43 protein-coding genes and 2 tRNA genes are annotated in these 23,153 nt (G+C 61.9%); 8 read left to right on the top strand and 37 right to left on the bottom strand.

What is annotated here, in order from left to right:
• Nucleotides 1–97 precede the first annotated feature (97 nt).
• The 33 genes from Tam10B_RS02390 to Tam10B_RS02260 form a co-directional block, all read right to left on the bottom strand.
• Nucleotides 98–931, bottom strand: a complete 834-nt coding sequence (locus Tam10B_RS02390; protein WP_093959660.1) for a P22 phage major capsid protein family protein — start codon at nt 929–931, stop codon at nt 98–100.
• Nucleotides 932–941: 10 nt separating this feature from the next.
• Nucleotides 942–1,562 (bottom strand): hypothetical protein, encoded by a 621-nt coding sequence (locus Tam10B_RS02385; protein ID WP_233133544.1) that lies wholly within the window; start codon nt 1,560–1,562, stop codon nt 942–944.
• Between the two features lie 18 nt (nt 1,563–1,580).
• Nucleotides 1,581–2,798: a hypothetical protein gene (locus Tam10B_RS02380; protein ID WP_233133543.1), complete on the bottom strand. Its 1,218-nt coding sequence runs from the start codon at nt 2,796–2,798 to the stop codon at nt 1,581–1,583.
• Nucleotides 2,695–4,197 (bottom strand): phage portal protein, encoded by a 1,503-nt coding sequence (locus Tam10B_RS02375; RefSeq protein ID WP_158214105.1) that lies wholly within the window; start codon nt 4,195–4,197, stop codon nt 2,695–2,697. The genes Tam10B_RS02380 and Tam10B_RS02375 overlap by 104 nt, the downstream gene beginning before the upstream one ends.
• On the bottom strand, nt 4,181–4,849 hold the full coding sequence (locus Tam10B_RS02370; RefSeq protein ID WP_093959658.1) for a terminase: 669 nt from the start codon (nt 4,847–4,849) through the stop codon (nt 4,181–4,183). Before Tam10B_RS02370 ends, Tam10B_RS02375 begins: the two co-directional genes overlap by 17 nt.
• On the bottom strand, nt 4,824–5,951 hold the full coding sequence (locus Tam10B_RS02365) for a terminase (RefSeq protein ID WP_093959657.1): 1,128 nt from the start codon (nt 5,949–5,951) through the stop codon (nt 4,824–4,826). The genes Tam10B_RS02370 and Tam10B_RS02365 overlap by 26 nt, the downstream gene beginning before the upstream one ends.
• Nucleotides 5,948–6,403, bottom strand: a complete 456-nt coding sequence (locus Tam10B_RS02360) for a hypothetical protein (RefSeq protein ID WP_093959656.1) — start codon at nt 6,401–6,403, stop codon at nt 5,948–5,950. Before Tam10B_RS02360 ends, Tam10B_RS02365 begins: the two co-directional genes overlap by 4 nt.
• Before the next feature lie 373 nt (nt 6,404–6,776).
• Nucleotides 6,777–7,169 (bottom strand): hypothetical protein, encoded by a 393-nt coding sequence (locus Tam10B_RS02355; protein ID WP_093959655.1) that lies wholly within the window; start codon nt 7,167–7,169, stop codon nt 6,777–6,779.
• Nucleotides 7,170–7,190: 21 nt separating this feature from the next.
• A tRNA-Ser gene (locus Tam10B_RS02350) sits at nt 7,191–7,277 on the bottom strand.
• Nucleotides 7,278–7,430: 153 nt separating this feature from the next.
• Nucleotides 7,431–8,222, bottom strand: coding sequence for a hypothetical protein (locus Tam10B_RS02345; protein ID WP_143248503.1), 792 nt, complete (start codon nt 8,220–8,222; stop codon nt 7,431–7,433).
• 215 nt (nt 8,223–8,437) lie between these two features.
• Nucleotides 8,438–8,629, bottom strand: a complete 192-nt coding sequence (locus Tam10B_RS02340; protein WP_093959653.1) for a hypothetical protein — start codon at nt 8,627–8,629, stop codon at nt 8,438–8,440.
• Nucleotides 8,626–8,817 (bottom strand): hypothetical protein, encoded by a 192-nt coding sequence (locus Tam10B_RS02335; protein WP_093959652.1) that lies wholly within the window; start codon nt 8,815–8,817, stop codon nt 8,626–8,628. Before Tam10B_RS02335 ends, Tam10B_RS02340 begins: the two co-directional genes overlap by 4 nt.
• Before the next feature lie 22 nt (nt 8,818–8,839).
• On the bottom strand, nt 8,840–9,061 hold the full coding sequence (locus Tam10B_RS02330; protein ID WP_093959651.1) for a hypothetical protein: 222 nt from the start codon (nt 9,059–9,061) through the stop codon (nt 8,840–8,842).
• Complete coding sequence (locus Tam10B_RS13195; protein WP_158214104.1) at nt 9,061–9,213, bottom strand: hypothetical protein; 153 nt, start codon at nt 9,211–9,213, stop codon at nt 9,061–9,063. Before Tam10B_RS13195 ends, Tam10B_RS02330 begins: the two co-directional genes overlap by 1 nt.
• Nucleotides 9,207–9,464 (bottom strand): hypothetical protein, encoded by a 258-nt coding sequence (locus Tam10B_RS02325; protein ID WP_093959650.1) that lies wholly within the window; start codon nt 9,462–9,464, stop codon nt 9,207–9,209. Before Tam10B_RS02325 ends, Tam10B_RS13195 begins: the two co-directional genes overlap by 7 nt.
• Nucleotides 9,461–9,664, bottom strand: coding sequence for a hypothetical protein (locus tag Tam10B_RS02320; RefSeq protein WP_093959649.1), 204 nt, complete (start codon nt 9,662–9,664; stop codon nt 9,461–9,463). The genes Tam10B_RS02325 and Tam10B_RS02320 overlap by 4 nt, the downstream gene beginning before the upstream one ends.
• Nucleotides 9,661–9,810: a hypothetical protein gene (locus Tam10B_RS13190; protein WP_158214103.1), complete on the bottom strand. Its 150-nt coding sequence runs from the start codon at nt 9,808–9,810 to the stop codon at nt 9,661–9,663. Before Tam10B_RS13190 ends, Tam10B_RS02320 begins: the two co-directional genes overlap by 4 nt.
• Nucleotides 9,807–10,010 (bottom strand): hypothetical protein, encoded by a 204-nt coding sequence (locus Tam10B_RS02315; RefSeq protein WP_093959648.1) that lies wholly within the window; start codon nt 10,008–10,010, stop codon nt 9,807–9,809. The genes Tam10B_RS13190 and Tam10B_RS02315 overlap by 4 nt, the downstream gene beginning before the upstream one ends.
• Entirely contained in the window at nt 10,007–10,276 is a 270-nt protein-coding gene (locus Tam10B_RS02310) for a hypothetical protein (RefSeq protein WP_093959647.1), read from the bottom strand. Before Tam10B_RS02310 ends, Tam10B_RS02315 begins: the two co-directional genes overlap by 4 nt.
• Nucleotides 10,273–10,428, bottom strand: coding sequence for a hypothetical protein (locus Tam10B_RS13185; protein WP_158214102.1), 156 nt, complete (start codon nt 10,426–10,428; stop codon nt 10,273–10,275). The genes Tam10B_RS02310 and Tam10B_RS13185 overlap by 4 nt, the downstream gene beginning before the upstream one ends.
• Complete coding sequence (locus Tam10B_RS02305; RefSeq protein WP_093959646.1) at nt 10,425–10,688, bottom strand: hypothetical protein; 264 nt, start codon at nt 10,686–10,688, stop codon at nt 10,425–10,427. The genes Tam10B_RS13185 and Tam10B_RS02305 overlap by 4 nt, the downstream gene beginning before the upstream one ends.
• Nucleotides 10,685–10,882, bottom strand: coding sequence for a hypothetical protein (locus Tam10B_RS02300; RefSeq protein ID WP_093959645.1), 198 nt, complete (start codon nt 10,880–10,882; stop codon nt 10,685–10,687). Before Tam10B_RS02300 ends, Tam10B_RS02305 begins: the two co-directional genes overlap by 4 nt.
• On the bottom strand, nt 10,873–11,478 hold the full coding sequence (locus tag Tam10B_RS02295) for a 3'-5' exonuclease family protein (RefSeq protein ID WP_093959644.1): 606 nt from the start codon (nt 11,476–11,478) through the stop codon (nt 10,873–10,875). Before Tam10B_RS02295 ends, Tam10B_RS02300 begins: the two co-directional genes overlap by 10 nt.
• A 16-nt stretch (nt 11,479–11,494) precedes the next feature.
• Nucleotides 11,495–12,649, bottom strand: a complete 1,155-nt coding sequence (locus Tam10B_RS02290; RefSeq protein WP_093959643.1) for a helix-turn-helix domain-containing protein — start codon at nt 12,647–12,649, stop codon at nt 11,495–11,497.
• Nucleotides 12,646–13,002, bottom strand: a complete 357-nt coding sequence (locus Tam10B_RS02285; protein WP_198947498.1) for a hypothetical protein — start codon at nt 13,000–13,002, stop codon at nt 12,646–12,648. Before Tam10B_RS02285 ends, Tam10B_RS02290 begins: the two co-directional genes overlap by 4 nt.
• A complete protein-coding gene (locus Tam10B_RS13180) occupies nt 12,999–13,157 on the bottom strand; it encodes a hypothetical protein (protein WP_158214101.1) in 159 nt (52 codons plus the stop codon). Before Tam10B_RS13180 ends, Tam10B_RS02285 begins: the two co-directional genes overlap by 4 nt.
• Entirely contained in the window at nt 13,154–13,456 is a 303-nt protein-coding gene (locus Tam10B_RS02280; RefSeq protein ID WP_093959642.1) for a hypothetical protein, read from the bottom strand. Before Tam10B_RS02280 ends, Tam10B_RS13180 begins: the two co-directional genes overlap by 4 nt.
• Nucleotides 13,456–14,007, bottom strand: a complete 552-nt coding sequence (ssb, locus tag Tam10B_RS02275; protein WP_093959641.1) for a single-stranded DNA-binding protein — start codon at nt 14,005–14,007, stop codon at nt 13,456–13,458. Before ssb ends, Tam10B_RS02280 begins: the two co-directional genes overlap by 1 nt.
• Before the next feature lie 2 nt (nt 14,008–14,009).
• Nucleotides 14,010–14,162 carry a hypothetical protein gene (locus tag Tam10B_RS13175; RefSeq protein WP_158214100.1) on the bottom strand — a complete coding sequence of 51 codons (153 nt, stop codon included), beginning with the start codon at nt 14,160–14,162 and terminating at the stop codon, nt 14,010–14,012.
• The gene (locus Tam10B_RS13170) at nt 14,159–14,332 is read right to left on the bottom strand and encodes a hypothetical protein (protein ID WP_158214099.1); all 174 of its coding nucleotides are present in this window, start codon (nt 14,330–14,332) and stop codon (nt 14,159–14,161) included. The genes Tam10B_RS13175 and Tam10B_RS13170 overlap by 4 nt, the downstream gene beginning before the upstream one ends.
• A gap of 81 nt (nt 14,333–14,413) precedes the next feature.
• Nucleotides 14,414–14,650 carry a helix-turn-helix domain-containing protein gene (locus Tam10B_RS02270; RefSeq protein WP_093959640.1) on the bottom strand — a complete coding sequence of 79 codons (237 nt, stop codon included), beginning with the start codon at nt 14,648–14,650 and terminating at the stop codon, nt 14,414–14,416.
• Nucleotides 14,647–14,916 (bottom strand): hypothetical protein, encoded by a 270-nt coding sequence (locus tag Tam10B_RS02265; protein WP_093959639.1) that lies wholly within the window; start codon nt 14,914–14,916, stop codon nt 14,647–14,649. Before Tam10B_RS02265 ends, Tam10B_RS02270 begins: the two co-directional genes overlap by 4 nt.
• Entirely contained in the window at nt 14,913–15,233 is a 321-nt protein-coding gene (locus Tam10B_RS02260) for a hypothetical protein (RefSeq protein ID WP_143248502.1), read from the bottom strand. The genes Tam10B_RS02265 and Tam10B_RS02260 overlap by 4 nt, the downstream gene beginning before the upstream one ends.
• A 69-nt stretch (nt 15,234–15,302) precedes the next feature.
• Here Tam10B_RS02260 and Tam10B_RS02255 point away from each other — a divergent pair, with 69 nt between their 5' ends.
• The 3 genes from Tam10B_RS02255 to Tam10B_RS02245 are packed head-to-tail and all read left to right on the top strand — an operon-like array spanning nt 15,303 to nt 16,692.
• On the top strand, nt 15,303–15,632 hold the full coding sequence (locus Tam10B_RS02255) for a hypothetical protein (RefSeq protein ID WP_143248501.1): 330 nt from the start codon (nt 15,303–15,305) through the stop codon (nt 15,630–15,632).
• A gap of 40 nt (nt 15,633–15,672) precedes the next feature.
• Complete coding sequence (locus Tam10B_RS02250; RefSeq protein WP_093959636.1) at nt 15,673–16,239, top strand: hypothetical protein; 567 nt, start codon at nt 15,673–15,675, stop codon at nt 16,237–16,239.
• Nucleotides 16,240–16,287: 48 nt separating this feature from the next.
• Nucleotides 16,288–16,692, top strand: coding sequence for an ImmA/IrrE family metallo-endopeptidase (locus tag Tam10B_RS02245; protein WP_093959635.1), 405 nt, complete (start codon nt 16,288–16,290; stop codon nt 16,690–16,692).
• Nucleotides 16,693–16,735: 43 nt separating this feature from the next.
• Here Tam10B_RS02245 and Tam10B_RS02240 read toward each other — a convergent pair whose 3' ends face one another.
• Nucleotides 16,736–17,287 carry a GNAT family N-acetyltransferase gene (locus Tam10B_RS02240; protein ID WP_233133542.1) on the bottom strand — a complete coding sequence of 184 codons (552 nt, stop codon included), beginning with the start codon at nt 17,285–17,287 and terminating at the stop codon, nt 16,736–16,738.
• Nucleotides 17,284–17,442 carry a hypothetical protein gene (locus Tam10B_RS13165; protein ID WP_158214098.1) on the bottom strand — a complete coding sequence of 53 codons (159 nt, stop codon included), beginning with the start codon at nt 17,440–17,442 and terminating at the stop codon, nt 17,284–17,286. Before Tam10B_RS13165 ends, Tam10B_RS02240 begins: the two co-directional genes overlap by 4 nt.
• 392 nt (nt 17,443–17,834) lie before the next feature.
• Here Tam10B_RS13165 and Tam10B_RS13160 point away from each other — a divergent pair, with 392 nt between their 5' ends.
• Together Tam10B_RS13160 and Tam10B_RS02235 are read left to right on the top strand one after the other, a co-directional pair.
• Nucleotides 17,835–17,981: a hypothetical protein gene (locus Tam10B_RS13160; protein WP_158214097.1), complete on the top strand. Its 147-nt coding sequence runs from the start codon at nt 17,835–17,837 to the stop codon at nt 17,979–17,981.
• Nucleotides 17,978–18,160, top strand: a complete 183-nt coding sequence (locus tag Tam10B_RS02235; protein WP_408606622.1) for a helix-turn-helix transcriptional regulator — start codon at nt 17,978–17,980, stop codon at nt 18,158–18,160. Before Tam10B_RS13160 ends, Tam10B_RS02235 begins: the two co-directional genes overlap by 4 nt.
• Before the next feature lie 29 nt (nt 18,161–18,189).
• Here Tam10B_RS02235 and Tam10B_RS02230 read toward each other — a convergent pair whose 3' ends face one another.
• Together Tam10B_RS02230 and Tam10B_RS02225 are read right to left on the bottom strand one after the other, a co-directional pair.
• Nucleotides 18,190–19,602, bottom strand: a complete 1,413-nt coding sequence (locus Tam10B_RS02230; RefSeq protein ID WP_093959633.1) for a tyrosine-type recombinase/integrase — start codon at nt 19,600–19,602, stop codon at nt 18,190–18,192.
• A 201-nt stretch (nt 19,603–19,803) separates the two neighbouring features.
• Nucleotides 19,804–19,890 (bottom strand) — tRNA-Ser (locus Tam10B_RS02225).
• 769 nt (nt 19,891–20,659) lie between these two features.
• Between Tam10B_RS02225 and Tam10B_RS02220 the strand changes: the two genes are divergently transcribed.
• From Tam10B_RS02220 to Tam10B_RS02210, 3 genes are all read left to right on the top strand, one after another.
• On the top strand, nt 20,660–21,646 hold the full coding sequence (locus tag Tam10B_RS02220) for an NAD(P)-dependent oxidoreductase (protein WP_158214096.1): 987 nt from the start codon (nt 20,660–20,662) through the stop codon (nt 21,644–21,646).
• Between the two features lie 122 nt (nt 21,647–21,768).
• Nucleotides 21,769–22,413, top strand: a complete 645-nt coding sequence (locus Tam10B_RS02215; RefSeq protein WP_093959631.1) for an IMPACT family protein — start codon at nt 21,769–21,771, stop codon at nt 22,411–22,413.
• A 5-nt stretch (nt 22,414–22,418) separates the two neighbouring features.
• Entirely contained in the window at nt 22,419–23,096 is a 678-nt protein-coding gene (locus tag Tam10B_RS02210) for an AbrB family transcriptional regulator (RefSeq protein ID WP_093959630.1), read from the top strand.
• Nucleotides 23,097–23,153: the final 57 nt, after the last annotated feature.

Genomic DNA, 23,153 nt, shown 5'->3' with positions numbered 1-23,153 from the left:
TTTTCCACCTCCGCCGTGTAGGGGCCATCAGGTTCGACGGTGACGTTGAGCGTCGCCGTTTCCCCTACCCTGAGAGTGAGCGTCGAGGGGTCGACGCTCAGCCTTTTGGGGCGGTGGTGCTGGTGTAGACCTGGACTGCCTTGGGGCGGATCACCTTGCCTCCATAGACATGGAGCCCTCGCACGCGGTCCGCGAACTTGTCCTGGCTGCGCAGGGCCTCCGTGCTGTTGATCTGGCTCACGTAGGCGAGAGCGGGCTTCCACAGTCCGATGGCGATGGGAGTATCCTGATCCGCGATGTAGTCGGATTCAAGCACGGTGAATCCGACGAGTCGGCCGATACTTGCCTCGCGCAGGCCATCGGTCATGCCGGACTTATCGAAGCTGGTGAGCTTGGATCCGTCGGAGAGCAGCAGCATCTCGAAGGCGCTGTTGACGATGAGATAGCGTTCGGTCTTGGGGGCGAGCGCGTCGTTCATGGCCTTTCGGACGGCAAGGACAGCATTGTAGGCTTCGGTCCAGGTGGTGACCTGGCCAGCTCCGGCGATGGCAGTACCTTCGGCGATGAGCTTCTTGGTGAGGAAGGCCTCGGCGTCGTCCACGAGTCCGATGCCGGCGCTGGTGGTGTATTCGGCGAAGCTGCGGCCGGCCTGAGCCTGATCGATGTCGTCGACGTAGAAATCGAAGTTCTTTTCTTCGGTGATGTCGAGTTCGATGCCGGTGTCCTGCACCTCGTCCGGCGTGGTGGTGCGCTTGTTGGCCTTGTAATCCTTGATGGTGATATCCACGATGCCGGGGATGTGGATCTTGTTCCCGGTTCGGAGTTCGCCTTCGTACTGGCGATTGGCCAGCTGGGTGATGACGGACTGCTTGTGGAAATTTTCGAGAATGCTGGCGGACCAGATCTCGGGAATGAAGTTGGTGATTGCCATGAGGCTCCTTTCAGTTGCCGGCCATCAGGTTCTTGAGCCGTCCGTCGAGACGGGCCTTTTCGATCTGGGCCGAGGTCATGTGAGAGATGTCATCCTTGGTGAGCTGGCTTGCGTTCCGGTCTCCGTCGCGCGTTCCGCTTGGGGGGATGATTCCCAGCGGGCCGGCCGCCCCCTTGGCTTTCCCGAGGTAGGGCTTGGCTTTGAGGAGTTCATCGAGACTGGTGGTGATGGCGTCGGTGTTGACCTCGCCGTCATCGGAGACCTCGAACTTGGTCAGGTCGAGATACTGCAGGGCGTCGGACGGGTCCTGCAGTCGCCCGCTGGCGGCGGCGCGGATCTCGGCCTTGAGGATGCGCGTGTTGGCCGCTTTCAGGGCGTCATCGCGGACTGCCTGCGCCTTGCGCGCGGCTTCGTACTCCGCTTCCTTGCCCTGCAGCTCGGCGATCTGCTTTTCGAGCTCGTCGACGCGGTCGGCCTTCTTGTACGCCTCGTTGAGCTTGTGCTCGAGATCACGGTTGACCTTCTGCTGACCCTTGAACTTGGACTGCCAGTCGGTTTCCTGCTGATCGTTATCGGGCGGGGCCTGCTGGTCGTCGTTCTGGTTCTTGGGAGTGGTTTCTTCGGTATCCATGCCGTTCCTTTCGATTGGCTACTGGGTGTATATCTGGCCTTCTCTCGAGAGCCAGTGTCGGTATTGGCGTTCGGTCTGCGCGAGGATTTCGGGCGTGACCGGCGCGTTCGACAGATAGGGGTTGCGGCCGGCGAGCGCGGCCTCGTAGCGCAGGCGCGCGTTCTGAACGCGTTTCTGCGCGGTGGTCATGGTTTCATGGCGTCCCTGTCGCCAATCGTTGTTGTGTAGCCACAGGCTGCGGCGAATGTCGGGGACGTCTTCTCTCCAGTGATCGGGTAGGATGTACCCCTCGCGTTTGAGGAGTTCCACGGCTTGCTCGCGGCTTCTGGAGAGGGTATAGATCGCGTCCACGGTCAGGCGACGTTTTTGTGTGCGTCCCTGTTGCCCGGCGATCATGTTGGACCAGCCGTAGCGGGTGGTGCCCTCCGTGGTGGTCATGGAGAAATATCCTCTTGCCCGTTGCGATCGGCCGATCTCGGTCATGCCTCTCTTGGCGTTGACGACCTGGTAGATGTCGGCTCCGTCACGGATGGCCTGTGCACTATGCCGGCCGAAAATTCTGTCCTGCTGTTCTCTGGTGAGATCACGGAACCCGTCCATGGGGTCCGTGACGTAGCCCAGTTCTTTCGCCTTGTCTCGGCTGGTGACGGGCACGTGCCGTCCATGACAGTGGGGGTGGCGCAGAAAACCTTCGTTCCACCGGAATATCTTCCCGGCGAGGATCATGCACCGGTCGCAGCAGTTCGGAGCCTCGACTCTGACCCATGACACTCCGGGCCGTGTCGCGATATCGAGTTGCGCGGCCTGTCTGGCCACGTCGTTGACCGCGAGCGCGGTGATGAGAGTGAGGAGGGTCCTGCCGGTCTGCATGGCTTCGAGCGGGGGAGTCCCGGTTTTGATGGCGTGCAGGGTGGCGGTGGCTGGGGCTTGGAGCGCTTCCCGTAGGGGTTGGCCTTGGGCTGTGGTCCCGGCGAGTGCTGCGGTGTCGGGGATGGCTAGAGGCCGGACATATTCGTGCTGTTCGGCAAGCATCATGAGGTTGGCGTCGGCGGCGGTCTCCGCGACGTGGATCTGGATGCTGGCGAGGATGTCCGCGAGCTGGTTGCTGAGTGGCTGCCAGGATGTTTGGATGTCATCGGGATTGGTTCTGTTCCAGAGTCTGCGTGCTGTCCTGGTTGCGGCCAGTTCCAGTCTGGTTAGGGTCTGTTGGCTGTCCGTCAGGGTTTGCAGTGTCATCGGTTTGTCCGATCTGGAGTGAGCGGGAGAGGGCTTCGAGTTCGGGGTCGGTGTCCTCGTCGCGTTTGAGCGTCATGATGCGTTCGATTTCCTCTGCGCCTAGGCCCATGCGTTCCGCGATCCATTGGAGGGGGAACCCCAGCTGCTTGTATTTGAGCATGGCGTCGGCCATTTGGGCTTCGTTGCGGTAGAGGGGGCTGGCGAAGTCGACGGTGGAGGATTCGATGACCTGTGCCGTGTAGTCGTCTCCTTCCATGATGGCGGCGAGACGGCAGAGCTTGCGGATTCCTCCGCGCATGTATCCGATGCGTTCGACGCATTTGCTGACGAGTCCGGCTTCGGCGACCTCATAGCCGGTGGCCGGCACCTCCGCTTTGGTGAGCAGATAGTGGCCGGGGGTGCGTGTTTCCGCGGCGATGTGTTCCACGGCCTTTTCGATGACCGGGATGAATGTTTGGAGGTTGGCGGCGCTCCATTCGGTGGCGCGTACGCCGTCGCCGGTGATCTGGAGGATGCGTTCGGTCACTTGTTTGTCGAGTTCGACGGCTTTGGCGCCGACTATATTGCCATGTTCGTCGAGGACGGGCTCCTCGAGTCTGTCTCCGCCGAGGATGAGACGGCCGGGCAATGTGGCCCAGTCGAGTCCGTTGAGCAGGTAGGCCCAGACGACGTTGACGGTGTCCTGCATGTCCTCGACCATGCTGATGTCGCTGACTGGACTGTTGTCGAGCAGTGTTTGATTGCGGAATTCGACGAGCGGGACTTCTCCGAGGGGGTTTGGCTTGTAGGATTCTGGGTCGAATTCCCACTGCATGTCCGGGGGAGTATGGGTCAGATCGCTGGCATCCGCGTTTTCCTGCTTGCGGGAAACGGTATAGATTGCGTCGGGCAGCAGGAGCTGGCCGATCTCGTGTTCGTCGTCCTGCCTGAGGAGCAGGCCGGCTTTGGTTTCTCCTGTGATGGCGTCGTAGATGACGGCGCACGAGTCGGGATTTTCGAATGAGATGCGGGCCAGCCCGTTGTCGAGGAGGCTGACGAGGCCGAAGCTCCTCCGGGATGATGTCATGACGAGAGCGGCTTCGGACAGATACCGGTCGCAGTCCGATCGGTTCCAGCACGCCCATACCCTGCGGTCGATCCTGTCCGAGGGATTGTAGGGTGTGAATCCCTTGAACTGGATACGTTCGACAGGAGCCTGGGCGACGGGGAGGCACCAGTTGTCGGTGAATCCTCTGAATCTGCTGCTGATATAGCGTTTGAATTCGTCGGATACGAACCGGAGCTCCCCGCGACGCCCTTTGACGTAGCCCATGTGCTTGTCGATGTCGGGGCGGCGCAAGGCTATCTTTCTGGCGAGCAGGTTGGTAATGGCGTTGATCTGTTCAGCGGAGTATGCCACGTGGTCTCCTTGTGCTTGATGCGCTGTAGATGAAGTTGTGCTTGCGTTCTCCCCAGCCTGCGGTTCTGGCGTCGCATGCCGCTTCATGAGCGAGGACGCTGGTCACCGCGGCGTCGATCTTTCGATCCTGTTTGGGTTTGCCGAGTCCGTAGCGTTCGAGACTTTTGCTGATCTTCCTGGCGTTGGCCATGTGGGTGGTGGTAATCGGGCAGCCGTCATGGTGGATCGTGCCGTTTGCCACATCGGCCTCGAATCTGCGCAGGGCCTCGTAGACGGCTCCGACTCGGCTGGATCCGCTCATGACCCATGGCAGGTACTTTCTGGGCCCATATCTTCGATCCCATGCTTCGATGTCGGATTCCCACGACACTTCGTCCCTGAATCCGGGATCACAGTAGGCTCGGATGATCTTGTACCGTTGGTTGATCTCCTCCCACGCGGCGTTGATCTCACCTCGGGGGATTCTTCCTCCCCAGACTTTGGGATTCCAGATGGTTGCTCTGCGGTCGTCTCCGTATCGTGGAGTGAAGATCAACCCGTTCAGGGTTTCGGCCTTGATGCATGTCCAGTCATCGTTTTCACTGCCATCGAAACCGCAGCAGATCTCGGTGCCGTCAGGGGGATTCTCAAGCCATATCTGGTGTGCCTGCATAAGCCTTTGCCCACACTCCTTCGTCAAGCCACGCTCCGGCGCCCTGGACAAGTCGGTTGCCGAAGAACCGTTCGGCCTGATTGGGATCGGTTCGCATCAGGGCGACGGCCTCGGCGTCGATCGAGTCGATACTCACCCACGGGGATCCCTCGTAGACGGTGCTGAGGATTTGACGGCGTTCGCGCTTGTTGAAGAAGCTAAACTGGCTGCCATCCTCGTGCCTGAGCCGCGGATCCAGATCCGGGTTGCGGTAGAAGATGAACACATCCTCTGCCTGCGCTTCCCAGATGCGTTGCGCATAGCTGTTTTCGCTGGGATCCCATGCGTTGGTCCACGCGTGGGTTCTCCCTCCCATACCGGCTGCGCCTCGTCGCTGGGTATCCGCGACCTTGATCATGCCGTTGGAATCGGTGTAGAGTCCGGCCTCATCCTGTTCCGCGTCACTGATCGGGTTGCCGAGTCGTGATTTCGCGGAGCTGGTCACGATATCTATACGGTCGAGGTCGAGTCCGTCGTCTTCGCCGTCGATTCCTGGTTGCAGAATCCTGATGAAATTGTCTCGGACCAGCAGCAGATGCTTCAATGGGCCGAGCTGGATCATGGCCTGCAGGGGACGGTAGGCGTTCTTGACCTGATCCTCCGAGTTGGCGGTCATCTGGATCAATGGCGATGGGTGCGGACGGCCTTTGGGTTCTCCCGCTTGGTAAGGGAATTCGAACCCGCAGGGGCATCCCCAGTCCGAACAGCGGTAGCAGTCGCCTGGCTGGGCCCATCCGTCGAAGATCACGGGGCCCTTGGCCTCGTCCGCGACGAAGGCGGCTTCGGTCGGACCCTTTCCGGTTTTCTGCGGTCCTACCGTCAACGTCTGGCGGTAGGTGAATGCCTGATTGAGCACCATCGGATTGTCGATGGTGACTTCCTCCGGAGGAACGTATTCGGCGTCGTCACGGATCCGCAGCCGATTGGCGAGGATCCAGAACTGCCAGTCCGACAGTTGGAAAGGTCGGCCTCGTAGCGGGCCGTCCGGCTGTCGGCAGTGGGCGGTGATCCAGGCATCGTTGAGATCGCCAAGAGTGGGGAAGTCGATGACGAATTCGTTCATGACGCCCTCAGACGACGTTTGCGGACGGTCATGCCGTCGCCATTTGCCTGCTGTTCCGTAATGTCGCGTTCCATTCGCCGTTGGGCGAACTCGTCCGGCGCGATTTTCCAGCCCAATGAGGCAAGCCCTGCGGCGCTCATGCCGATCCGGTCGGCGTAGCGTGGGATCAGTGCACGATCGGCGGCCTTGGCGGTCGATGTTTCACTGATGACCATCAGCCGACAGTACATGGCCACGTCGTAGACCATGTACTGGTATTGGGGCAGGCTCCACGCACATGCCTGCGAGGTTTTCCAGAGTTCCCGCCAGAGTTTCCTCTCGCGGCGTTTGAACGATTGGCTGCCTTCCTCGTCGTAGACTCGGCCGTCATCGTTGGTGACGTTTTCGATTCGATAATCAGCCAGCGGAAAGCGCGGCGGCTTGCCGTCGTATCCGCTGTTGGGCAGCGACATCAGCGTGTATCCCGCTCGTTCCGATGTCCGTGAGTTTGGATTCTTGGGAGGGCCGCTGCGAGCCCTTGCACCTCCGCTCGTCATGATCGTTCACCTCATTCGTTCGGGCCTTTCGCCCTCGCCATTGGATGATTCGGAGTGGCCGTTTCGGCCTCCTCCGAGGAATGTTTGAACGCCGCGCACCTTGGAGACACCTCACCGGCGGTCCGGCCTCCCCGAGCGTTTACCCCCACCCCCCATGGGGTGAAACCGCTGGTATTTCAACGTTTTGATTGATTTTTCCGAGGCGTTTGCTTGGTTTGTATGACGCTTCCGGTCCTGTCGTGTGCCGTGCGCGTGTGTTGTTGTTTCGGTTCGCTTTGCGCGCCTGTTGTCATTGCGCTCTGAAGCCTGAAGGACGTGTCAGGCCGGTCTTGGTGTCGTGGCATCGGGCGCACAGGCCGCGACCGTAGCGCGGATCGTTCGGGTTCAGGCCCAGCTCTATGAGCTCGGTCCTCTCGTATGGGTAATGGTCGGCCACGGTGCTGGGCCGAGCGCACATGCCGACATGCTTGCCGCAGCCGCCATGGTCCACGGCGCCGGGGCATACGCACCGGGGATCCCGTGCCAGTACCTGCCTGCGGAATCCCTGATGGCCTGCGGTATTGTATGGGTTCCTGATCCGGGTGCGGCGGCGGTCCTTCCTCCTCCGGCACTCGAGGCATTTGCTCTCGGTGTCGTCGATGATGTTCGCGCAGCCCGCTGTCGAGCAGACCTTCCATCCCATGGCTAGCCTTCCCGTGGTGTGTGGAGGATGGTGAGGGATTCGAACCCCCGGAGGATACGCCTCGCCTGTTTTCGAAACAGGTGCCTTCGACCGCTCGGCCAACCATCCGGCGTGTCGCATCCCCGCTGACTGCCGACGGGGAGGTGACACGGTGTCCAATTGAGAGAAAGGGTGCAATACGCAGAGAACCCCGGATCCACAAGGGATCTCGGGGTTCTCATACTTATCGCTGAAGCGAGTATATCACAGGTGCGTGTAGGCCTACTCCCGCTTAGAATCCATTTTCGACTCGGCGAGCTCGATCAGCCGCAGGATAGGAAACTCACGATAGCCGTTCTCGAGCCTCGGTGCCGTGATTCTGCCCGAGCGGATCCAGTTGTTGACGTCATCACGCGTGACGTCGATCCCGGTTTCCCGGCTCACCCACACGGCGGCCCCGGACGGGGTCTGCGTGGTATGCAGCGCGTCCAGTCTGGTCCGCGCCGCCCGGCGCACCGAGGGCAGATGCAGCAGACTGTCGCACCTGCCACATACCGCCCACTCCTCGCCCTGAACGGCATGGACCATCGCCCCGCACACGTCGCACACCCCGACAAGCCTGCGCAGCCGCGGCCGACGATCGGTCACCCGCTCCAGCCGCCCATTGATCCGAATGAGCCCCTCGAGATGATCCGCCGCATCGGGCAGTCCCGCCAGCGTGTGCAGATTCGCGCCCAGCCGCGGCAATGCCCGTTGCCAACGGCCGCCGGGCAGCCCGGCCACGGTGCAAATCCCATCGATCAGCCGTTCGGCCTCGGTCTCGAGATCGGCCGCGGACACGTCGATGCCCAACGGCGCGAACGAACCCCTCCCGCCGCCGCGCTCACGCAGATGCACCTCGCGGCGGATGACCAGCTGCAGGACGGTCAGGTGCTGGCGCAGGAGCGTGAGCTGCCTAGCGTAGGCGTGCATGCACTGCCGGCAGATCGTCATTCCGTCAGCGAGCGCGTTGGCGGTGCATATGGGGCAGGTGTGGTGTGTGGTGTTGATTGGGGTGGGGTGGTGTGCAGTCATGGTTGTCCCTCCCGTGCTTGTGTGTATCGGCCTCTGCCCTCGGGCGGGGCGTTTTCATATGGTCCGGATTTCGGGTGGTTGGGTTGGTGGTGGGCTGCTGGTAGTTGGTGTGGGTTGTGGTGTCTCCTGGTGTGGTGTGGGGGTGAGGGCGATGATGGTCAGGAGGATGAGGTTGATGATGAGGCTCCCGGTGCACAGGATCGTGAGGAATCGGGTCATCGTGGTTTTCTCATGCTGGCGGGTGGGCGCATTTCCTCCTCGAGCACGCGGATGATCTCGTGTCCCATGCGACGGTAGCCGACACGGGCCCGTGGATCCTCCACGTGCTCTGCTGAATCCTCGATCATCGCATTGACCTGGTCAATCACGTGCCGGTACGCGCGGTCGCGCTGCGTGATGTTCGTCATCTGCCGTCCCTCCCTTTCGGCGGGTCGTACAGGGGGCAGCCGGCCAGGTTCGAGCCGTCCTCGTCGATGAGTCGATGCAGCGCATACGACAGTCCGTCGTGCCGGCCAGTCGTGAACGCGTCGTCCGCCCCGTATTTGCTGTTCTTGAGTATTTCCCGGTACAGGGTCCTCTGCAGAAGCGTGGTCATTGGTTTCCCTTCTTGGTGGTGTTCATGCGATCAGGGTCAGGATCCATCCCGCAAGCTGATAGCAGACGTACAGGATCCCCGCGATGCCCAGCTCGGATATGGCGACGAGGATAAGCGCGGTGATCCAGTCGTCAGGCTGCGGATGCCCTGGGCATACGGCCCACAGGTTGGCGAGCAGCCGGGTCGGCAGACCGACCACGAGACAGAGCAGGACGGCGAGCAGCAGGGTAAGCAGGATGACCATCAGTCCTCCTCCGGTCGTGTGCGGTCGTACGGATTGATCGGAGGATGATAGGCGCCCATCCTGTCCGGGCCGACCATGTGTTCTGGTGTGTGTGCGTGGTATCCCTCGTCCCATGCGATGGCCATGAGGCGACGTTGCGTTTCGGTCAGCATGATTCCTCCGTGTCGGTGTCGTAGGGGTTGGCGAGTGGCTGGTCCGCGTTGCCCTGGGCCCAGCGGATGCCGGCGTTGCAGCCGATGAACCAGGCTCGGGCCATCTGCTCCCTGTCATGCTCGGCAAGCCATTGGGCGAACCGCTGGGCGCGCAGGTCGATGTCGTCAGGATCGCCGGACCATGCATGGCTGTAGTCGTGGAGGATGCTCGACAGACTGATTTCCTCGTCCTGTGTGGTGTAGATGCTCATGATTCCTCCATGCCTGCGAGCGCGGTGTGGATGGCTTCGGTGATGGCGACGAATTCCTCGTAGGTGAAGCCTTGGGGGATGAGGATGGTTCTGGTGCTGATGGGGTGGATGTCGTCGACGTCGTAGCGGAGCTTGTTTTCCGGATCTTTGAAGGCGATGTCGGTCAGGGTGCCGCGGATTACGTTTATCGGGAAGCTCATTGCTGGTCCTTTCGTGTTTCGTAGGTGCCGATCAGTTCGGCGAGCTGGTCGTGCGGGATGAACGGGATATTTTCTTGGATCTCCTGGATGGTCAGGCCTGCCCGCCACCAGCGGATGATGATGCGGGCCACGTGCTCGCCGATCATGCGTCCTCCAGCATGCTGATGTCGGTCTCCATGCCCTGCTCGTACACGCCGTCGGCGAGCGCCTGGATGGTTTCCCAGTCGGCCTCTCCGTCGTCTCGCTGGTTGGGGGTGATGGTCAGGTCGAGACGGTCGAGCGTGTCGCTGATGGCGTGGGCGAGTTCGGTTTGGGTGTAGATGCGGGCCGTCTGGTCGTTGTTCATGCGGTCTCCTCGATAATCATTGCGGTGTGGAGTGCGTTGAGCGCGTGGAGGGCCTCCTCGCGCCAGGTCTGGCGGATGGGTTCGGGCAGGCGATCCCAGTCGTCCGGGTCGCCGGGACGGTAGCGCATGCGGCTGAAGTCGGCGAGCGCGTGGGCCATGGCGTCGATCTCGGGTGGCGTGGGTGGGCGTAGGGCGCCATTGGTGTAGGCGAGACGCTGGTACGGGTCCGGGTAGAGGCGGTTGGCCTCGTCTGAGATGATGCTCATTGGTTCTCCTCTTGGTGTTGTTTTTGCCATGCGACGCCGGCGGCGAATGCCTGGGCCTGCATGACCGCGAACTCGAGCCGGCTTATCTGGATGGGCTCGTACGGGTGGTCGGGGATGGGATAGCGTTCGGTCAGGATGTCGCGCATGCTCATAGCTGCTCCCTGATGCAATCCAGATACCATGCGAATCCCTTGTGGCCGTTGACCGCGCGGTTCCACACGCGGATCCCGGTACGCAACGCTTTGTCCGTGGGGATCCGGGAGGTGGTGTGCATCGTGTAGAAGCGCACATGGCAGGACGGGCACTCGTACCGCCACTTCCACCCGTACGGGGCGGGGATGCGCGTGACACGAATCCTGGTATGGCAGAACGGGCATGGGCTCAGCCGGTGGTATTTCCTCGGGGTTGTCATTGGTTCTCCTTCCTGCGGCGTTCGCATTCGTCGAGCGCCTGATCCAACTGGTCGGCGAGCGCCTCGGCCTGTTCCGGGGTGATGCGCCAGGATGTGAGCTCCCTGGCTTTGCTGCCGCGGGAGTGGGTGAGGTCGGTTTTGAGGATGACGCAGTTGCCGTGCTGGCTGGCCTGCGCGGTGACTTTCAGCTGCATGGGGTCACCTCGTGGAATCCGAGGGGGCCGATGAGCATGGCTTGGCGCAGGAGCCTGTAGACGCTTATCTCCCTGTCGAGGCACTGGTCGCTCCTGTGATCGGTCTGGGGCGTCTGGTCGAGGATCCTCTTGGCAGTGTCGGGGGACAGGTGCTCGAGCAGTGCGAACGCGGACTGTACGTCCATCCAGTGGTAGTCCAGCAGGCCCAGGGCGTCGGGTGCCGTACGGGTGAGCCAGCGCATGTCGAACTGCGGGTTCCATCCAGCCGGACGGAGGACCGCCTCACCGGCCTGTGCGGCGATGAACGCGGTCAGACCGAGTCCCGCGAACCGGATGTCGCCCAGATGCGGGGCCACTGCGTCGACCGCCTGGATCAGCCCGTTGACGGTGTGCGTGTGGCGCCAGCCGGCGTCCATGGTCTTCAGGACCGTCTCCCAGTGCTCGGGGCGGGCCAGCACGTGATGGCGGGAGAGCTCCACGCCACTCAGGTCCGTGACCCTCACGCTCGCCTCCAGCAGGTGATCACGCACGGGGTCCAGTCCCGTGGTCTCCACGTCCACCCACAGCAGACGGACGGGCTTGTCGGTTTCATTCATTTCGTTGGTTTCCTTCCTAGGCGATCTGCATGAGCTCGTCGGGCGCCAGTCGGCCGGTCAGCACGCCGCGGATCTCGCTCGGATCCTTGCCCTCGTTGAGCATGTCCGCCGCCAGCTGGCGTGCCTGCGAGCGCGGCGAGCTGCCGAATCGGCCTCCTACGCGGTCGGTGGGGAACCGGTGTTCGATCGGCTGGATGATGGCGGTGACGTGCTGGCATCCGGCCGTGTGCTTGTGTTCGCTGGTTTCGTGGCGGGCGGGGATCGGGGTCGGCTTGTCGGGCTTGTCCGCGGGTTCGGGCCACAGGGGGCGGTCGGTCGGGTCGACGGGGCGTCTGGTCTGGGTGTCGCGGTGGTGCTGTGCGCGGATCGTGTCCCAGTTGCGGTCCAAGGCGGTCAGGCTGCGGACGGTGGACTGCCACCAGTCGTGCATGACCGCCCAGCGGGCCATGGCCTGGATGGTGTCCAGGTCCGTCCGGTCGAGCAGTCGGCGTGCGGCCTGCAGTTCCCGGCGGCGGCTTTTGGCGTTGGGCTGGATGTGCTGGCCGGCGAGCAGGGCGCTCATCCAGTCGGCGAGCATGGTCTCCGGTTTCGTGGGGTTGGTTTCGGCGGGCGGGTTCTCCCCGGCAGGGGAGATGTCCCCGTAGGGGACAGAAGGGTTATTACGTACTAGGGATGTACTGTCTGTCACCGGTGACACCTGGGTGGTGTCATGGGTGACAGGGGGTTTCCGCTTGAAACCGGGTGTCGTTTTGACAGTGGGTTTGGTGGAACCCACGTTCTTTTTGACACCGGGTTTGCGGGGTTTACCCACTGTCTTTCTGACACCGGGTTTCCTACCGCCCTTCGCCTTGTCGGGGTCGTCCCGAAGGTCCAGCTTCCGCTCGCGGGTCATGACCAGATCCCACACGACGGGACGGTGGAACTCGTCGAAATGGCTCACCAGACGCTGGTCGCCCCTACGGATCAGCCCCTCGCCCTCCAGGTACTTCATGGCGCGGCGTACCGTGGACTCGCTCATCTCGAGCCACGCGACCAGCTTCGATACCGGGGGATGCGCGTCACGGCCCTCGTCGTCCACGAGATTCGCGAGCGCGATCAGCACCAGTCTGGCGGACTGGTTGCTTCCCACGGGCGCCTTGCGCAGCGCCCAGTCAACGGCTCCGACACTCATGACTCCTCCTTGTTGCCCTCGTCGTCGAGCAGCAGTGTGTGGAAACGGTCGCCGATCCGGTATCGGACCGGTATCAGGGCGGGATCATCCCATCCATGGACGAGCCAGCCCTGTTCGTAGGATTCGGCCGGATGCGCGTGCACCCAGCCGTGACAGCCCGTCGAGCCGGATCCGCACAGGAGGATCAGATTCGACGGGCGATTCAAGAGTTTGGGGTTCGGCTGCTGGCTGCGCAGTTGCCGGTGATGCCGGCTGCCACCAGTGGCATACAAGGAAACGCCGCAGCGGACGCACGACCAGTTGTCGCGCTCGTCCACCACGGCCTTCAACCCCTCGGAGGGCTCACGGCTCATACGTGCCTCCTGGCCAGCAGATCCTCCAACCGGGACGCCTGATCTTCGGTGAGGAACAGGCTCATGTGCGAGCCCTGCTCGGCCGAGGACGTGACGAACCTCGCGTCGTCCATGTCCACCAGGATCCCGTCCGTGGTCTTCTGCACCGCGATCATCTCGCGCCTCCAATCATCGTGTCGAGTATCTGGATCGCTTCGGGGATCCACCCGTTGCCCGCGATCAGCTCCGCACGCGACAGGGATGCGGGCGTGCCGTGCTTGCCCTTGTGGTCCAGGTCACGGCCCAGCCGGTGGATGACGCTCTTCGCCACATCCGCCGCGGGCCCCGGCCTCAGCGTGCCGTTCGTCTTCCTGGCCTGAATGTCCTCGAGATCCCTGAGAGCCTCGCGGATCAGATCACGCTCCCAATCCACAAAACGACGCGACTTCCTTTGCGGTTCCGTACCGAACACCATCAGAACTCGGGCTCCTCTCCATACCCGGAGCCATACGTGGCACCGGCCGCCCACGGCTCCTGACTCTCCTCGCCAGCCGGCTGCTGCGGCTGCTGACGGTTACGCGCGGCTCCCGCGAACCCACCCTGATAGCCGGGCTGCGGGGTAGCGGATGCAGGCGCCGAGGCGTTGGATCCGCTGGTCTTCTCGCATACGGCGATCTGGTTCGACAGGTCCGGGCCAATCGCGGTCACACGCAGCTCCGTCACGGTACGGTTCGTGCCGTCCTGCGCCTGATAGGAATGCTGTCCCAGACGGCCCTGCACCACGACTCGCTGCCCCTTCGACAGGGATTGCGCGATGTTCGTGGCCAGCGTCCAGGTACGACCGTCCCACGCGCTGCAGCGCAGGAACATGGGCTCGCCGTCAACCCATTGGCCGGCACGCGCGTCCCATGTGCTGGGGGTCGATGCGACCGTGAAGTTCGCGACAACGCTGCCGCTGGGAATGGTTCTGAGCTCCGGATCGGCTGTAAGATTGCCGACCACGGTGACGATGGTCTCTCCGGCCATGGTTACTCCTCTCCAAGAAAATGAACGAGAACGATGAAATAGGCGATCATGATCAGAACGAACCCGGCGAGGACCAGCATGCCGTCAGCATTGTGGGTGCCAACGGCCAGCATGATCAGCCCGAGTACCCCGATCGGGATGGCGAGCAGGGTCACAGCGAATCCACCAGACGATCCAGCAGGCCGGACCTGTCGATGACGATCATGGCCGCGGCCAGACACAGGACCATGCTGACGGTGCAGGGGATCCCGTCCAGCAGGATCGTGGCCAAAAACAACAGTGGAGTGACACAGGCGGCGATGCCTGCAAGAATCTTGTCTCTCATGATTGGACTCCAAAAGATAGAATCCCCGCCGTCTAACCGATCAGAAGGCATTGGCAACCTCAACGGCGGGGAAGAACCGGGTTACTGGACGAGCGCCTTGACGCTCTGCGGGTTGATCATCCACTGACTACGCCTTGAGCGCTTGCTCATCCGCTTGCGGGCCTTGATGTCCCCGCAGGCGATCATGTCGTAGACGGTCTTGCGGTTACGGATGCCCAGCAGCAGCGCGGTCTCGGTGACCGAAAGACTGATCCTCCGATCGAGATCCTCGACCGTGAGCTGACGAGTCGTGTCAGTGACGTGAACTGCCGTGGTCATCGTTGGGCTCCCGATTTGTAGTCGCGCTCGTACAGCGGGTCGAGCCTGCCCTCCGTTTTGCCTTGCCGGGCCGCGGCCATGGCGCGATCCATGCCGGCCGCGACCGCCGAAGCCAGCGTCTTCTTGGACGTGGTCAGCTCCTCGGGTACCTCCACGCTCAGCAATCCCTCCCCGCCATTGACGGACAGGGTTGCCCGGATCAGAACCTCGACCTTCTCGGGACGATCCTCCCTGTAGGCGACCAGATCAAAAACGAGATCATTCATCGAATACCCTCCTTGTCAGCGAGCGCCTTTTTGTGCTGCTCGTAAGCCTCCGAGAGAATTTGAATGGGATCGACTCCGATGGCTTCGGCTGTGTCGAAAAATGCGCCGATGCGGATGTCGTCGCTTTGAAGACGTTTGGTTACGGCATCGCGTCCTACGTTTGTACGCTTTGCGATTTCATTCTTTGGCAGCCCGCTGCGAACCGATGCGGCGCGGAGGGCGTCCATGGCCTTCATGGCGATGACACTTGTAATCATGGCTATATGATTACACATGTCATCACTTGATGGCAAATGCGGTGTGTCGCTTGCTATCATTTGAGTATGCCTAGCAGAAGTTATCAATGGAGCAATCTGGACATCGCGGCCTCGGAAGCAGTCGATAGAATGATCGACTCTGCTGGGCTCAGCAACAGAGAGATCGATCGCATTACCGACGGAGGGCTCTCCTACGGGAGGGTCAGGGATATTCGCAAGAGAACTAAGGCTCCCGTCCGGTTATCTGAATTTTTCTCTTTGTCTGAACTTTGCGGAGTGGATCCGATCGCTCAGTTGAAATTAATCCGTGAAGAAGCTCGCAGGCTCGATAAGGTTGCAAGCGCGGAAGATGTTGAATCTATTGCCGATGAGATCGCGTCCAACCCCGAGGCATTCGACCTGGCCGCCGACAAGGAATCCGACAAGGAAGCCGAACGAGAAGGCGGCGACGGCCGATAACCCAACCCCTCAAAAATAGAATACAGAGAAAGGGAATTCAATGAAGAAGACCATCGCCATCATCGCGAGCGCGGCAATGCTGATCGGGCTCGCGGCATGCGGCAGCACCACCGCGTCCGAGGAGCCGACTCCGACGAAGACGCCGACCACCGCCACCCCCACCAAGACCGCGGAAAAGAACGAGCGCGGCCACCTCGTCAAGCACATCGGCGACACCGCCATGTACACCAAGTCGCAATCCTCCACCGAGCCGCTGGCCGAATGGACCGCGACCGACATCACCATCGACTACCAGTGCACTGCCGACTACTCCGAGCAATCGCACAACGGCCACTATGTCGCCGTTAACTTCGACGTGCAGACCCAGCCGGAATTCACGCAGTCAAGCCTCTATCTCGGCGCCATGGGCGGATGGAAATACATTCAGAAGGACGGCACCATGTGGAACGGCATTCCCGAAGCCGAGACCGTCTGCATGCCTCAGGAGGAACAGCTCCCCGGATCGATCGGCGCCGGGGTGAAGGCTCAGGGCAAGGTCCTCTTCGACCTGCCCACCACCGACGGATATCTCGTATACGACGACACCTGGGAGTATCCGCTGTCCTGACATGGGGCGGGGAGAGCGACGGACAATCCGGACGACAGTGAGGTTTGAATGGCGTCCATAACGATCGATGATCTCTACCGGGAGGCCGAAATGCTCGGCGTGCGCATTCGCGAGCGCAGGCTTCCGGAGCACTGGTGCGGTGCGTATGTCGATGACTATCGGCTGATAGTGCTGGATGAAACGCTGCTGGATCATCAGAGGCTGTGCACTCTGGCGCATGAGCTGGTGCACGCGCGGTATCACGATCGTTCGTGCAATCCGCTGTCGTCCGGAATGTTGGAGCGGCGAGCGCGACGGGAAAGCATGCTGAGGCTGATCGATCGGGAATCGTATCGGATGGCTGAGCGCGTGTATGACGAGGATGTCTACGCTATCGCGTGCGAGCTTGGCGTCACGGTACGTATGGTCCGCTGCTATCAGCGGTATCTCCATGATCAGGGTACCGTGGCATGAAAAAGGCCCCGGCGTTCGATATCGGGCGTCGGGGCCTTTTTTCTCAGTCGTTGAAGACCATGGAATGGTATAGTCGCAGTCTTGAGGTTTTCTCCGGGGTGAATTCCTTTGACCAGATCTCGTAATCGGGATCGTCCGGATCGGTGCCCTCGTTGACGAAACCGTGATCGGAAAACAGTTTGATGCTTGCCGTGTTCGCCGGGGCGATCTGGGTCATGACATATGGGGTGCGATCGTAGGAGGCGGCATCGTTCGCCATGTATCTTAGTGCCGCCTCCAGCATCAGCGAGCCGAGGCCCCTGCCCCGCGTGGAGAGTTCTCGCGCGATGTAGGAGATGGCGTAGGCGCCCTCCTGCTCCGGGGTCGTTTCGATGACGACGCCGAATTCGCAGAATGCCAGGATGCTGGAGGTTCCCTCGATGTCGAGGACCATTCGCGTGCACCAGTCCGGGGTTTCCCGGACGTCGATGTCGCGAATGTATCGCTGGACCTCCATCGCATACTCCGGCGATCCCGGTTCCGTGCACTGGAATCGCCGGAGCGCATGCTGGTCGTCGCTGTTGCAGAGACGGCTCTCGACCATTGCCAATCTCATGCGGCGAGGCCCTTTCGGCCCAGTCTCGATGCCTTGTTCTTGGCGGCTCTGTGGAGGCGTGCCCATTTGTCCTCGGTCTTGGTCGGAGTCCGGTCGTTGGCCGGCGGGGTGTAGGCGGGCATGCGCTTTGCCGTTGCCGTTGTCGTTGTCTTCATGGCGTCCCCTTAATTTAAGGTCTCTTTTTCTGGTTTGGGTATGACGTATCCGAGGGTTGCCATACGTGTTGTTCTGCGGGGAATGCCCTTTAATCTTACCCGGAACACGCCGGATTGGATTCCCTTTGTTTCTGATTTGCGTAAATATACATACTTTGTTATTATATAAATGTAAGGAAAACACCAAGAGAAAGGAGGAACCGGATGGAGACACTGGAGACCATCGCCCTCGTGCTCGGCATCATCGCCGACACGATCGCCATAGCCTCGGCCATCATCGTCATCGCCACCAAGCGCGACGAGAAACCGAAGCACAAGAAGTAAACAAGGGGTTCCGGCTAGACCTAGTAGCCAGAACCCCGTACCTCCAGAATACTCCACCCGGACACATCATGACCACCAGAAAACTGCTCGCCCTCGCCGGACTGGCCTTCGGCGTCGCAGGCCTCGCCATGGGCGCCGCCGACTGGCCTCTCCCCGCCGGACTGTTCGGCCTCGCCGCCGGCATCATGTGCATCGCCGCCGGATGGGCGAAATGATCCGCTACCTCAGCCTGACCGAGGTGGCGGAAAGACTCGGCATTACCAAGGGAGCCCTCGCCCGCTACCGGCTGCCCGAACCCGACGCCATGGTCGGCCGGGCGCGCGGCTGGCTCCCATCCACCATCGACGAATGGAACGCCGCTCGTCCCGGACACGGAGGACGTCCCCGAAAATGACGGGGTGGGCGCCGGCCCATCCCGTCACTCTATGAAAGCAGCGCCGTCATGGCCCGCACCTGCAGCTCGCGCGGCAGACGCGTGATGAGGCCCACAGCCTGTTCGGCCGGCATGGACTTGAGCACAAGCGTCCGGGCCTCATCGTCCATGCCGGCGAGCGCCGTGATGATCGGATCCGCGTCGGTATTGGCAGGGTTGACCATGTTGTCCGCGGCGCTTTCGTCGAGGCTGGCCGTGATGGTCCGGTCGACGCGTTGGACGACCTGTTTGGCGTGGCTGGCGGAGTGCTGCTGGTAGATGCTGACGGTCTTGATGTCGGCGTGGCCGCCCCATGCCATGAGTTCTCCGGGGCTGGCGCCGTGTTCGGCCATGCGGGTGAGGGCCGTGTGCCGTAGGTCGTGGAATGTGATGTCGTCCTGCTTGGCTTTTCTGACGGCCTTGCCGAACACGTTGCGCAGACTCTGCGGGGAGAGTATGCCGCCGCCTCGCTGCGGGGTGAAGATGAAGTCGTCGGGTTTGGGGCCGACGAAGCGGCGCAGGTGCCGTTCCAGTGGTTCGATGAGGTTGTCGAATATGGGGATGTCCCGTTTGCCCTGTTCGCTTTTGGGGTCGCCGACGATGAGTCGTCTGGGGGAGCCGGGCCTGTCGTAGACCTGCTTGACGGCGCGGCGGATGTGCAGGACGTGGTTTTCGAGGTCGATGTCCTGTCGTTGCAGTCCGCAGATCTCTCCCTCTCTGGGGTCGAGTTGTCCGGCGATCTCCACGGCGAGGGCGAGCCGTTCGGGCATCATGTCTGCGATGGCGTGGATGGTTTCGGGCTCCAGTACCTTGGGTTCGCGGCGGCGCTTGGGGTTTTTGGGGCGGAGTCGTGCCGGGTTGCGGTCGAGGAGCGTGTCTCCCTGTGGGTTGATGGGCTGTTCGGAGGCGGTGCGCAGGATCGCGTGCAGGGTGGCGTATGCGCGTCGTCGTGCGGTGGTGTTGGTCCCGTCCTCTCCGATGGGGAATGTTCGGTACCAGTTTTCCACGTCGGTGACGCTGATCGAGGTCATGGGCTTGTTGCCGAACGTGGGGTCGAGGTGGATTCGGAGGTGTTCGCGGTACTTGTTCTTGGTGGTTTCGGCGATGGGGGATCCGTCGGCCTTGAGGCGTTCGTCGATCCACCGTTCCGCATAGTCGTGGAACGTGATGGAGTCGCGCTGTCGCTGGATTTTCTTCTTGGCGGGGGATTCCCATGTGCCGAGTTCGATGGACAGTTGCGCCTGTCGGAGCCATTCCTCGAGTTCTCCGGAGCGGTCCGGCGCGACGGTCTTGGTGATGCGTTTCGGCAGTGAGTGGTCGCCGGCGAGCGCGTCTGGCGGGGTGGGGTAGGATCCTTCCAGGTACTGGCGTCCTTTTTTGGTGACTGTGCGTATTGCGCCGAAGCTGCGCCGCGTCCGTGCCATGGCTCTCCCGTCGTATGGGGGAACCGTGGCGGGGTGGTTTTCTTCCCCTGTTTGTTCCCCTGTTAGGAATGGATTATAACGGGTTTTCTCTGGATATTACTGGACAGGTCTACCGATGGAGAAATGTCGTATGAGAGCTTGAAAACACTGGCTTTTCGTTGAAAACAAAAGGCTCCCGGAATTTCTTCCGGGAGCTGCTTGCGGAGTGAGGGGGATTCGAACCCCCGAACCGCTTGCGCAGTTAACACCTTAGCAGGGTGCCCCTTTCGGCCGCTCAGGCATCACTCCGTGTTGCGTCGTTTGAGCGCAACAGATCAATACTGTACCACGACCTGCTGATTTTGCGAAATCTGGCATGTCTGCGGTGGTGTCGGGTGACGAAGCGGCGTTACGGAGCCGTGCGCCGGCCGTGTGCCAAGTGTGCGCCAGCCGTGCGCCAAAACGTGCGTCAAGCATGTGCCGGCCGTGTGTCGAATCTTGCGCCGGCCGTGCGCCCAAACTTGTGCCGACCGTGTGTCGACAAGACAGTAAATCGCGTTCAGGGATGCAGGTGTGAATGACGACGTATGCGAAAGCCGCTCGAATGAGCGGGGACGGAGGTACGCCGTTGTCCGCCCGTCTCCGCGTCTCACAATATCTCGTTTTCGCGCCGTCATGTGGACGTGATTCTTGCACGTATGTCATGCCCGAGTCCGCTGATTCATTCAAGAGAACACAATCGAACGAAGTCGCACATTTTATTGATCAATCGATTCGTCGGCATCAAGCGGATGTTATTGCTCACATGATTTTTGAAACGAACATGTCCGTCAGGGGATAATCAGTTGACGATATGGCAAACAATTTTGGATACCGTCGTGTCGTGGGCGTGTCGTCCGTACACGTCCGATCGACCGCTTTGCAAGCCCGCGTAGTTTTCCCCAAGTATCTGCGTAATATACACGAACAGGAACCCGGATGTCCTGACGGACGCGCCGGCGATACACTGGCAGCGGGTCGACAGTGGACCGGCGACGGTTGCAAGTCGCGCGAAAAGGCACATGGAAAAGGGGAGACGATGATCATCGAACGGAACATGGAACGTACCGATCTGCCTCTGGTGGTGATCCCCGCCTGCTTCCCGTCCATGGTGCCCTATCTCGAACGAGGTCTGGACGAGATCGCCGCCAAGGCGCGTGTGCGCATGCATACCGACATGACCCTCGATCGTGACGAGATCATGCGGCGTCTTGACGGCGCGAACGTGGCCATGACCACCGGCATCCATTTCACCGACGACATGCTCGACGATCTCGCCCCGACCATGCGATGCATCACATTCGGCGGCACCGGCATCGCCAATTTCGTCGGCGTCGACCATGCGCACGATCTCGACATCATGGTGTGCAACGCCGTGCATTACGGTGACAACGCCGTGGCCGAACACACGATCGCCCTGCTGTTCGAAATCACCCATAAGGCCGGACGGCTCGACGTACGCACCCGCGCCGAAGGCTGGCCGGGATCCGACATCACCGAAATCGGCGGACTGACCATGGGCATCATCGGATTCGGCGGCATCGGACGCCGCGTGGCGGAGCTCGCCCACGGTCTCGGCATGAACCTGACCGTCTGGGCGCGCCACCCCGACGACGATGCCCTGCGGAAGCTCAACGCTCGGCGCGCATCGAGCATCGACGACGTATTCTCCACGGCAGACGTGGTCAGCCCCCATCTGGCCCTCAACGACGCTACGCGAGGCATCATCACCGCGCATCATCTCGGCCTGCTTCGCCCGGGCAGCATCTTTCTCAACACGGCCCGCGCGGAACTCGTGGAACCTGGCGCTCTCGAACAGCGACTGCGCAGAGGCGACGTCTTCGCCGGACTCGATGTTTTCGCCCCCGAACCGCTGCCCGACGACGCGCCCCTGCGCGACTGCCCCAACACCGTGCTCACTCCGCATGTGGCGTGGCGCAGCGGCAAGGCTCTTGACGGCATCGTGCGGCAGAACATCCGATCCGTCATCGCATTCCTCGACGGCGAATCGTACAACGCCGTCTGAGCCGCACGACGAACCCCGCCTCGCACGACGAGAACCCAGCCCGGCAGAAACGTCCGCCCGGCAGCGACGATCCGCCCGGCCCTGCCGTATAATCCGTCCAGTTCTACCCCGAAAGCCTACCTATGCGTACGATCCTCAACACCCCCGATTCGCCGGCGCACGACTCGCTGGTGGAGAAGAAGTCCGAATTCATCGGCGATGCCTGCCACATCGATTCGCAGGACGAGGCGCTTGCGTTCGTGCAGACGATCCGTGACCAGCACCCCAAGGCCCGTCATGTGGCGTTCGCCGCCATGTGGGGTGGCTCCGACGGCCGGCTGGGGGAGCGGATGAGCGACGACGGCGAGCCGAGCGGCACCGCGGGCAAGCCCATCCTCGACGTGCTGCGTCAGGGAGGGCTGACCGACTGCGTGGTGTGCGTGACCCGATACTTCGGCGGCATCCTGCTTGGATCCGGAGGACTGATCCGTGCGTATTCGTCGGCCGCGTCGCTGGCGGTGAAGGCCGCACAGGGAGCGAACATCATCCCGTGCGTGCAGTACGAGACGGTGGTGGAATACCCGCAGCTGGCCATGATGCGCCAGCTTGTCTCCCAGCTCGACGGCACGGTGGACGACGAGGAGTTCACCGACTGCGTGACCATGCTGGTCTCCGTGCCCCAGCCGTCGGCCGACGAGTTCGAGGCGCGCGTGGTGGAGACGTTCAACGCCACGGTGCTGGTGGAGCGCCGCGGCAGCTTCAACCGGCCCATCGCGGACCGCGGCTAAGCTGGATGCCCATGACCGAAGAAACCCCGCAGCCCGCACAGTCTGAACACGCACAGTCTGGGAACGAATCCCACGCCGACCCTACCGAGCACGAGCCGCTCACCGTCACCTACGAACGTCTCCGTCACTCCGAAGATCCGAAGGAGCTCGGCGAATTCGCCCGCCGTCCACTGCCCGACCGCTCCGACGCCGCGGCGTTCTCCCGCGCCACCGCACTGCTCGAGGCCGTGGCCGGCAACCTGCACACCGATGTGTCGGACCGTGTGTTCCTCGCCGAGACCATGCCGTTCCCGAACGTGCTGGTCAAGCTCAGCGTGGATCCCGATCCGTCCGTGCGCGAGGCCGTGGCCAAGAACACGGCGGACAAGAACTGGCTGGTCGGACGCCTGACCAAGGATGACGTCGACGAGATCCGCGAGGTCGCGTTGCGCAACCCGAACACGTCGTGGAAGATGCGCATGGAAGGCGCGGAGGATCCGCGCAACAGCGCAGATATCCTCGACTACCTTTCTCGCTTCGGCGCGGACGACGATATGCCCGGACCGGCCGTGCTCACGTCGATGATCCGTCGGGCCGTGGCCCTCAACCCCAACACGAGCGCCGATACGCTCGCCCGTCTGGCGGACGATCCCTCCGACGAGGTCCGTCACGCCGTGGAACGTCGCAACGGCACCGCACAGTAAAACGACACCGCACGGTAAAACGGCGGCATACAGTAAAAAAGCCGTTTCGATAGGGTA

This window comes from Bifidobacterium vansinderenii (assembly GCF_002234915.1).
Taxonomy (GTDB): Bacteria; Actinomycetota; Actinomycetes; order Actinomycetales; family Bifidobacteriaceae; genus Galliscardovia; species Galliscardovia vansinderenii.
Note: the sequence above shows the minus strand (reverse complement) of the source record. Positions and strands in the feature narration are given on the sequence as shown.

Bases quoted from the DNA above. Each gene is read 5' to 3' on its own strand.
- Tam10B_RS02240 (WP_233133542.1), bottom strand. From the start codon at position 17,287: ATGAGATTGGCAATGGTCGAGAGCCGTCTCTGCAACAGCGACGACCAG.
- Tam10B_RS02365 (WP_093959657.1), bottom strand. From the start codon at position 5,951: ATGAACGAATTCGTCATCGACTTCCCCACTCTTGGCGATCTCAACGAT.
- Tam10B_RS02300 (WP_093959645.1), bottom strand. From the start codon at position 10,882: ATGCAGCTGAAAGTCACCGCGCAGGCCAGCCAGCACGGCAACTGCGTC.
- Tam10B_RS02385 (WP_233133544.1), bottom strand. From the start codon at position 1,562: ATGGATACCGAAGAAACCACTCCCAAGAACCAGAACGACGACCAGCAG.
- Tam10B_RS13170 (WP_158214099.1), bottom strand. From the start codon at position 14,332: ATGAGAGACAAGATTCTTGCAGGCATCGCCGCCTGTGTCACTCCACTG.
- ssb (WP_093959641.1), bottom strand. From the start codon at position 14,007: ATGGCCGGAGAGACCATCGTCACCGTGGTCGGCAATCTTACAGCCGAT.
- Tam10B_RS02245 (WP_093959635.1), top strand. From the start codon at position 16,288: ATGGCGTCCATAACGATCGATGATCTCTACCGGGAGGCCGAAATGCTC.
- Tam10B_RS13190 (WP_158214103.1), bottom strand. From the start codon at position 9,810: ATGATCGGCGAGCACGTGGCCCGCATCATCATCCGCTGGTGGCGGGCA.
- Tam10B_RS02345 (WP_143248503.1), bottom strand. From the start codon at position 8,222: ATGACTGCACACCACCCCACCCCAATCAACACCACACACCACACCTGC.
- Tam10B_RS02270 (WP_093959640.1), bottom strand. From the start codon at position 14,650: ATGACCACGGCAGTTCACGTCACTGACACGACTCGTCAGCTCACGGTC.
- Tam10B_RS02290 (WP_093959643.1), bottom strand. From the start codon at position 12,649: ATGAGTGTCGGAGCCGTTGACTGGGCGCTGCGCAAGGCGCCCGTGGGA.
- Tam10B_RS02315 (WP_093959648.1), bottom strand. From the start codon at position 10,010: ATGAACAACGACCAGACGGCCCGCATCTACACCCAAACCGAACTCGCC.
- Tam10B_RS02220 (WP_158214096.1), top strand. From the start codon at position 20,660: ATGATCATCGAACGGAACATGGAACGTACCGATCTGCCTCTGGTGGTG.
- Tam10B_RS13160 (WP_158214097.1), top strand. From the start codon at position 17,835: ATGACCACCAGAAAACTGCTCGCCCTCGCCGGACTGGCCTTCGGCGTC.
- Tam10B_RS13180 (WP_158214101.1), bottom strand. From the start codon at position 13,157: ATGATCGCGGTGCAGAAGACCACGGACGGGATCCTGGTGGACATGGAC.
- Tam10B_RS02325 (WP_093959650.1), bottom strand. From the start codon at position 9,464: ATGAGCATCTACACCACACAGGACGAGGAAATCAGTCTGTCGAGCATC.
- Tam10B_RS13195 (WP_158214104.1), bottom strand. From the start codon at position 9,213: ATGCTGACCGAAACGCAACGTCGCCTCATGGCCATCGCATGGGACGAG.
- Tam10B_RS02285 (WP_198947498.1), bottom strand. From the start codon at position 13,002: ATGAGCCGTGAGCCCTCCGAGGGGTTGAAGGCCGTGGTGGACGAGCGC.
- Tam10B_RS02320 (WP_093959649.1), bottom strand. From the start codon at position 9,664: ATGAGCTTCCCGATAAACGTAATCCGCGGCACCCTGACCGACATCGCC.
- Tam10B_RS13165 (WP_158214098.1), bottom strand. From the start codon at position 17,442: ATGAAGACAACGACAACGGCAACGGCAAAGCGCATGCCCGCCTACACC.
- Tam10B_RS02390 (WP_093959660.1), bottom strand. From the start codon at position 931: ATGGCAATCACCAACTTCATTCCCGAGATCTGGTCCGCCAGCATTCTC.
- Tam10B_RS02265 (WP_093959639.1), bottom strand. From the start codon at position 14,916: ATGAATGATCTCGTTTTTGATCTGGTCGCCTACAGGGAGGATCGTCCC.
- Tam10B_RS02360 (WP_093959656.1), bottom strand. From the start codon at position 6,403: ATGTCGCTGCCCAACAGCGGATACGACGGCAAGCCGCCGCGCTTTCCG.
- Tam10B_RS02335 (WP_093959652.1), bottom strand. From the start codon at position 8,817: ATGACCACGCTTCTGCAGAGGACCCTGTACCGGGAAATACTCAAGAAC.
- Tam10B_RS02215 (WP_093959631.1), top strand. From the start codon at position 21,769: ATGCGTACGATCCTCAACACCCCCGATTCGCCGGCGCACGACTCGCTG.
- Tam10B_RS02330 (WP_093959651.1), bottom strand. From the start codon at position 9,061: ATGGTCATCCTGCTTACCCTGCTGCTCGCCGTCCTGCTCTGTCTCGTG.
- Tam10B_RS02295 (WP_093959644.1), bottom strand. From the start codon at position 11,478: ATGAATGAAACCGACAAGCCCGTCCGTCTGCTGTGGGTGGACGTGGAG.
- Tam10B_RS02230 (WP_093959633.1), bottom strand. From the start codon at position 19,602: ATGGCACGGACGCGGCGCAGCTTCGGCGCAATACGCACAGTCACCAAA.
- Tam10B_RS02235 (WP_408606622.1), top strand. From the start codon at position 17,978: ATGATCCGCTACCTCAGCCTGACCGAGGTGGCGGAAAGACTCGGCATT.
- Tam10B_RS02250 (WP_093959636.1), top strand. From the start codon at position 15,673: ATGAAGAAGACCATCGCCATCATCGCGAGCGCGGCAATGCTGATCGGG.
- Tam10B_RS02370 (WP_093959658.1), bottom strand. From the start codon at position 4,849: ATGCAGGCACACCAGATATGGCTTGAGAATCCCCCTGACGGCACCGAG.
- Tam10B_RS02340 (WP_093959653.1), bottom strand. From the start codon at position 8,629: ATGACGAACATCACGCAGCGCGACCGCGCGTACCGGCACGTGATTGAC.
- Tam10B_RS02210 (WP_093959630.1), top strand. From the start codon at position 22,419: ATGCCCATGACCGAAGAAACCCCGCAGCCCGCACAGTCTGAACACGCA.
- Tam10B_RS13185 (WP_158214102.1), bottom strand. From the start codon at position 10,428: ATGAGCATGCGCGACATCCTGACCGAACGCTATCCCATCCCCGACCAC.
- Tam10B_RS02255 (WP_143248501.1), top strand. From the start codon at position 15,303: ATGATCGACTCTGCTGGGCTCAGCAACAGAGAGATCGATCGCATTACC.
- Tam10B_RS02260 (WP_143248502.1), bottom strand. From the start codon at position 15,233: ATGATAGCAAGCGACACACCGCATTTGCCATCAAGTGATGACATGTGT.
- Tam10B_RS02355 (WP_093959655.1), bottom strand. From the start codon at position 7,169: ATGGGATGGAAGGTCTGCTCGACAGCGGGCTGCGCGAACATCATCGAC.
- Tam10B_RS02280 (WP_093959642.1), bottom strand. From the start codon at position 13,456: ATGGTGTTCGGTACGGAACCGCAAAGGAAGTCGCGTCGTTTTGTGGAT.
- Tam10B_RS02305 (WP_093959646.1), bottom strand. From the start codon at position 10,688: ATGACAACCCCGAGGAAATACCACCGGCTGAGCCCATGCCCGTTCTGC.
- Tam10B_RS02380 (WP_233133543.1), bottom strand. From the start codon at position 2,798: ATGACACTGCAAACCCTGACGGACAGCCAACAGACCCTAACCAGACTG.
- Tam10B_RS02310 (WP_093959647.1), bottom strand. From the start codon at position 10,276: ATGAGCATCATCTCAGACGAGGCCAACCGCCTCTACCCGGACCCGTAC.